1 protein-coding gene is annotated in these 309 nt (G+C 66.7%); it reads right to left on the bottom strand.

Going from position 1 to position 309, the window contains the following annotated elements:
• A partial coding sequence (locus tag RVY79_RS18720; protein ID WP_317466053.1) for an SMP-30/gluconolactonase/LRE family protein occupies positions 1-309 on the bottom strand: 309 nt, incomplete at both ends.

Genomic DNA, 309 nt, shown 5'->3' with positions numbered 1-309 from the left:
GCCGGCCATCCGGGCGCAGGCGGTACACGCGGCCGGTCGGGTCGTGCAGGCCGGTCTGGCCTTGATCGGTGAAATAGACATCGCCGTTGCGGGCGACGACCAGATCGTTCGGACCCTTGAAGCGTTCGCTGTTGCGGCGGGTAAGGAAGGGGCTGACCACGCCCGTCGCCGGGTCGAGCGACAGCACTCCATTCTTATAGTCAGCAATCAGCAACGTGCCGTCGTGACGCAGGGCGAGGCCGTTCGGTTCGCCGTCGTATTCGGCAACGACGCTCCAATCGCCCTGCGGCGAGACCCGCAGGATGCGCC

Source organism: Chromohalobacter sp. HP20-39, assembly GCF_033052815.1.
GTDB lineage: Bacteria > Pseudomonadota > Gammaproteobacteria > Pseudomonadales > Halomonadaceae > Chromohalobacter.
Note: the sequence above shows the minus strand (reverse complement) of the source record. Positions and strands in the feature narration are given on the sequence as shown.